Source organism: Mesorhizobium montanum (assembly GCF_033977145.1).
Classification (GTDB): domain Bacteria; phylum Pseudomonadota; class Alphaproteobacteria; order Rhizobiales; family Rhizobiaceae; genus Mesorhizobium; species Mesorhizobium montanum.
In genome coordinates this window covers 1-4887 of the sequence record NZ_JAVIJF010000053.1, presented here as the reverse complement: position 1 = coordinate 4887, position 4887 = coordinate 1, and the positions used below count along the sequence as shown (strand labels likewise).

At 65.2% G+C, this 4887-nt stretch carries 4 protein-coding genes; 3 read left to right on the top strand and 1 reads right to left on the bottom strand.

Going from position 1 to position 4887, the window contains the following annotated elements:
- Window positions 1-163: 163 nt before the first annotated feature.
- Window positions 164-775, bottom strand: a complete 612-nt coding sequence (locus RFM68_RS33345) for an LOG family protein (RefSeq protein ID WP_320237176.1) — start codon at window positions 773-775, stop codon at window positions 164-166.
- A 111-nt stretch (window positions 776-886) separates the two neighbouring features.
- On the opposite strand from RFM68_RS33345, the gene RFM68_RS33340 reads away from it, so the two are divergent.
- The 3 genes from RFM68_RS33340 to RFM68_RS33330 all read left to right on the top strand — a co-directional run bounded on the left by RFM68_RS33340 (window position 887) and on the right by RFM68_RS33330 (window position 4738).
- Window positions 887-2356 (top strand): LysM peptidoglycan-binding domain-containing protein, encoded by a 1470-nt coding sequence (locus RFM68_RS33340; RefSeq protein WP_320237175.1) that lies wholly within the window; start codon window positions 887-889, stop codon window positions 2354-2356.
- Between the two features lie 156 nt (window positions 2357-2512).
- Window positions 2513-2830 (top strand): ArsR/SmtB family transcription factor, encoded by a 318-nt coding sequence (locus RFM68_RS33335; RefSeq protein ID WP_320237174.1) that lies wholly within the window; start codon window positions 2513-2515, stop codon window positions 2828-2830.
- 24 nt (window positions 2831-2854) lie between these two features.
- Window positions 2855-4738, top strand: coding sequence for an ABCB family ABC transporter ATP-binding protein/permease (locus tag RFM68_RS33330; protein WP_320237173.1), 1884 nt, complete (start codon window positions 2855-2857; stop codon window positions 4736-4738).
- Window positions 4739-4887 lie beyond the last annotated feature (149 nt).

The following is a 4887-nucleotide window of genomic DNA, read 5'->3' as shown; positions in this document are numbered from 1 at the left end:
TAGGCAGTAGGCAGTAGGCAGTAGGCAGTAGGCAGTAGGCAGTAGGCAGTAGGCAGTAGGCAGTAGGCAGTAGGCAGTAGGCAGTAGGCAGTAGGCAGTAGGCAGTAGGCAGTAGGCAGTAGGTGCTCTCGTTCCCTATTGCCTACTGCCCAATCCCTACTGCCTACATTTTATCGATCACCGACCGAACACCTTCCGTCGGCGCATCGACCGACGATCCCGCCACCATGATCGCGGCGACGATCGCTTCCGGGTCGTTGACCACCAGCGGCTTCACGCGCTGCGCGGTGTGGATGAAGCCTTCGGTCGTCATGTGCTCGATCAGCGCCAGCATCGGGTCCCAAAAGCCCTTTATGTTGGCGAAGACGATCGGCTTGCGGTGATGGCCGAGCTGCGCCCAGGTCATGATCTCGACGATCTCCTCCACCGTGCCGATGCCGCCGGGCAACGCCACAAAGGCGTCGGATTTTTCGAACATGCTGTGCTTGCGCTCGTGCATGTTGTCGGTGATCAGCAATTCGTCGAGCTTGTCGAGCGCGGTCTCGGTCGCCTCCTTGTTGATCAGGAAGCGCGGGATGATGCCGGTGACCTTGCCGCCGGCCTTGAGCGCGCCATCGGCGACGGCGCCCATGATGCCCTTGGTGCCGCCGCCATAGATCAGGCGCAATCCGGATTTGGCAAGCGAACGGCCGAGCGTGTGGCCGGCCTTGATATAGGCCTCGTCGCGGCCCGGAGACGAGCCGCAATAGACGCAGACGGATCGAATCGTGTTCATGGCGATGATTGGTGATAGGGACGGTCGGCGGGGTCAAGCCCAGGGGCGGGCTTTTTCTTGTCGGACCCGGCAAAACACGCTAGACCGGCGTTAGGTGGCTAAGGGGGTAGTATGGCTGTCAATCCATTGAAGGCGTTTCTGTTCGCGGCCGGCGGCTCCGTCGCCGTGGCCGGAACCGCCTACGTATCGGGCGCGCTAGACCCGTATCTCAACCAGAAGCCGGCGCAGATCGCGGCGCTTCCGCAGGGAGATGCGAAGCCGGCTGAATCCTCAAGCACGAGCACCGAGGGGCGCGTGCCCCAAGTCCCGGCCAACACGATGGCGCCGGCGAACAACGCCATGGCTCCCGCCAACAACGCGACGGCTCCGGCCACCGCAACGCCCGCTCAGGCGCCCGCCTCCGCAGCCGGCCCGACGCTGCCGACCTTCGATGTCGTGCGCGTCGAAGGCAACGGCTCGATCGTCGTCGCCGGCAATGCGGCGCCCAACGCCAAGGTGGAGATCCTGAATGGCGGGACGGTGCTCGGCTCGACCGATTCCGGTCCCGATGGCGCCTTCGCCATCGTGCTCGACGATCCGCTGAAGCCCGGCGACTACACGATCACGCTGCGCCAGACGGTTGGCGGCACTGCCGTCGCCTCGGCCCAGACCGCAGTCGTCTCCGTGCCGCAGAGCCCGACCGGCCAGGTTCTGGCCATGGTCGAGGAGCCCGGCAAGCCGTCTGAGCTGATCACCGTTCCGCACGCCGAGACCAAGTCTGCGGCACCGGCTGCCACTGACCAGGCGGCCGCTCCGGCGGCGCAGGCCCCGGCAACGACCGCGCCGGCTGCGGCCGACACGGCGCCCGCCGCAACCGCGCCCGCCGAGCCAAAAATCGCCGTCGAAGCGGTCGAGATCGACGGCAGCAAGATCTTCGTCGCCGGCACGGCCGATCCAGGCCGCAAGGTGCGCGCCTATGCCGACGCCATTCTGCTCGGAGATGCCAAGACCTCGCCTGACGGCCATTTCCTGATCGAAGCGAAGCGCGACATTCCGGTCGGCAGCTACACCATCCATGTCGATGGCCTGGACGATGACGGCGTCAAGGTCGTCGCCCGCGCCGCCGTGCCGTTCGAGCGCGAGCCTGGCGAGTCGGTTGCCGCCGTCGCCCCAAGCGAGACAAAGCCGGCGCAGGCCAAGTCGGCCGAGACCAAACTCACACAGGTCCAGGGCGCCGGGTCTCAGGCCGCAGAAGCCAAGCCGGGCGGAACAACGGCACCCGCTCCGTCCGCCGAGGCCCCCGACAAGGTTGCGGAAGCGACGCCTTCGACCGACGTGCCCGAGACCGTTGCGCCGAAGCTCGAACATGCCGCCAACTCCGTCATCATCCGCCGCAACGACACGCTCTGGCGCATCTCGCGCCGCGTCTACGGCCACGGCACTCGCTTCTCGACCATCTATCTCGCCAACCAGGACCAGATCCGCGATCCCGACCGCATCTGGCCCGGCCAGGTGTTCAAGGTGCCCTCGACTTCGAAGGAAGGCGAGGCCGCCGACATGAAGGCCATGGGCGAGCAGATGGCGCCGGCGAAGACCGAGTAGGGACACTCGTCATCCTAGGATCTGCGCGCCGCTCCGCGTCGCTCCGCCCTAGGATGACGATCGCGAACGGTTGCGACCTTCAGATTTTCAACAACCTCATTCTGCCCATTCGCCTAGCTTGCCCTCTTACCGTCCATCGTCTATCGCCGATGGACGATGATCGAATCCCCCGAAAACCGCTGCGCCGACAGCCGCGCCATCGCACTGCGCCTGGCGGCGCTCTCGCATCCGGCGCGCATCGAGATCCTGAAGCGTCTCTCGGCGAGCCGCGGCTGTTCGTGCCGTGAGGTGGTCGACCATCTCGACCTCGCCCAGTCGACCGTTTCGCAGCACCTGAAAATCCTGGTCGAGGCGGGGCTCGTCAGTTTCGAGACCGACCGGCAGCGCTCGCGCTATGCGGTCGACCATTCAGCGCTTGCGGGCGTCTCCGCCTCGCTTACCGACCTCGTCAACTCCTGCTGCCCCAGCCGCTGACCCTCTCACCCAAAGGCAAGACTAGTGGCCGAAAAGACCGTATCCGCCGAAGCCGACACCCTCACCACATTGCGCAATCTATGGCCCTATATGTGGCCGGCCGAACGCGCCGACTTGAGAGCTCGCGTCACCTGGGCGACGCTGCTCCTGGTCGTCGCCAAGCTGACGTTGGTCGCCGGTCCCTATTTCTTCAAATGGGCGACCGATGCACTGGCCCACGCCGCCAAGACGCCGCCGCCGCTGCCGTCCTTCCTGCTCGCGCCAGTGGCGCTGGTCATTGCCTATAACGTGCTGCGCCTGATCCAGCTCGGCTTCAACCAGCTGCGCGACGCGCTGTTTGCCCGCGTCGGCCAGTATGCGGTGCGCCAGCTAGCCTTCCGCACCTTCGTCCACATGCATCAGCTATCGCTGCGCTTCCATCTGGAGCGCCGCACCGGCGGCCTGTCGCGCATCATCGAGCGCGGCACCAAGGGCATCGAGACGATCGTACGCTTCATCATGCTGAACACGGCGCCGACCATCCTCGAATTCGCGCTGACGGCCGGCATCTTCGCCTTCACTTACGGCTGGAAATACGTCGCCGTGGTCGCCGTCACGGTCTCGGTCTATGTCTGGTTCACGGTCAAGGCGAGCGATTGGCGCATCTCGATCCGCCGCGACATGAATGACAGCGACACCGACGCCAACACCAAGGCGATCGACTCGCTGCTCAATTTCGAGACGGTCAAATATTTCACCAATGAGCGCATGGAGGCCGAGCGCTTCGACCGCTCGATGGCGCGTTACGAGATCGCCGCCACGAAAACCTGGACCTCGCTCGGCTGGTTGAACTTCGGCCAGGGCGCCATCTTCGGCTTGGGCACCGTCATCGTCATGTGCATGTCGGCGCTGGAGGTCCAGGCGGGCACCCAGACGGTGGGCGACTTCGTCTTCATCAACGCCATGCTGATCCAGCTTTCGGTGCCGCTCAACTTCATCGGCTTCATCTACCGCGAAATCCGCCAGGGCCTGACCGACATCGAGCATATGTTCGACCTGCTCGACGTTCCCCAGGAGATCGTCGACAAGCCGGGCGCGAAGCCTTTGAAGGTCGGTGCCGGCAAGGTCGAGTTCCGCGACGTGCATTTCTCCTATGATCCGAATCGCAAGATCCTGAAGGGCGTCTCCTTCGAAGTGCCGGCCGGCAAGACGGTGGCGATTGTCGGCCCGTCCGGCGCCGGCAAGTCGACCATTTCGCGGCTCTTGTTCCGCTTCTACGACGTGCAGCGCGGCCAGGTGCTGATCGACGGCCAGGACATCCGCGATGTCACGCAGGGGAGCCTGCGCGCCATGCTCGGCATGGTGCCGCAGGACACCGTGCTCTTCAACGACACCATCGCCTACAACATCCGCTACGGCCGTGTCGGCGCCAGCGAGGAAGAGGTGCGCAAGGCGGCCGAGCTTGCCCAGATCGGGCCGTTCATCGAAAAGCTGCCCGACGGCTACCGCTCGATGGTCGGCGAGCGCGGCCTGAAACTGTCGGGCGGCGAGAAGCAGCGCGTGGCGATCGCCCGCACCATCCTCAAGGCGCCGCCGATCCTGATGCTGGACGAGGCGACCTCGGCGCTGGACACCCAGACCGAGCAGGAGATCCAGGCAGCGCTCGATTTGGTCAGCAAGGGCCGCACCACCATCGTCATCGCCCACCGCCTGTCGACGGTGATCTCGGCTGACGAGATCATCGTGCTCAAGGACGGCCAGATCGCCGAGCGCGGCACCCACGCGGCACTGCTGGCCAGACACGGCCTCTACGCCTCGATGTGGGACCGCCAGCGCGAGGCGACCGAAGCCGAGGAGCGCCTGCGCATCGCGCGCGAAGGCGACGAGTTCGGGGTGATCGTGCGCAGAAGGACGTCCGAGGTGAGCTAGCGCCGACTTCCCCTTCTCCCCTTGTGGGCTAGCGTGCGCACACATTTGCTTTGGGGGTTGGTTAGTTGGGATTTGCAAGAGCGAAGCCCTCGGCGATGGCGTGGAAACGTTTGAGGCCGTTGGAGAAGGTGACCGGGCCTGGCGGGCGC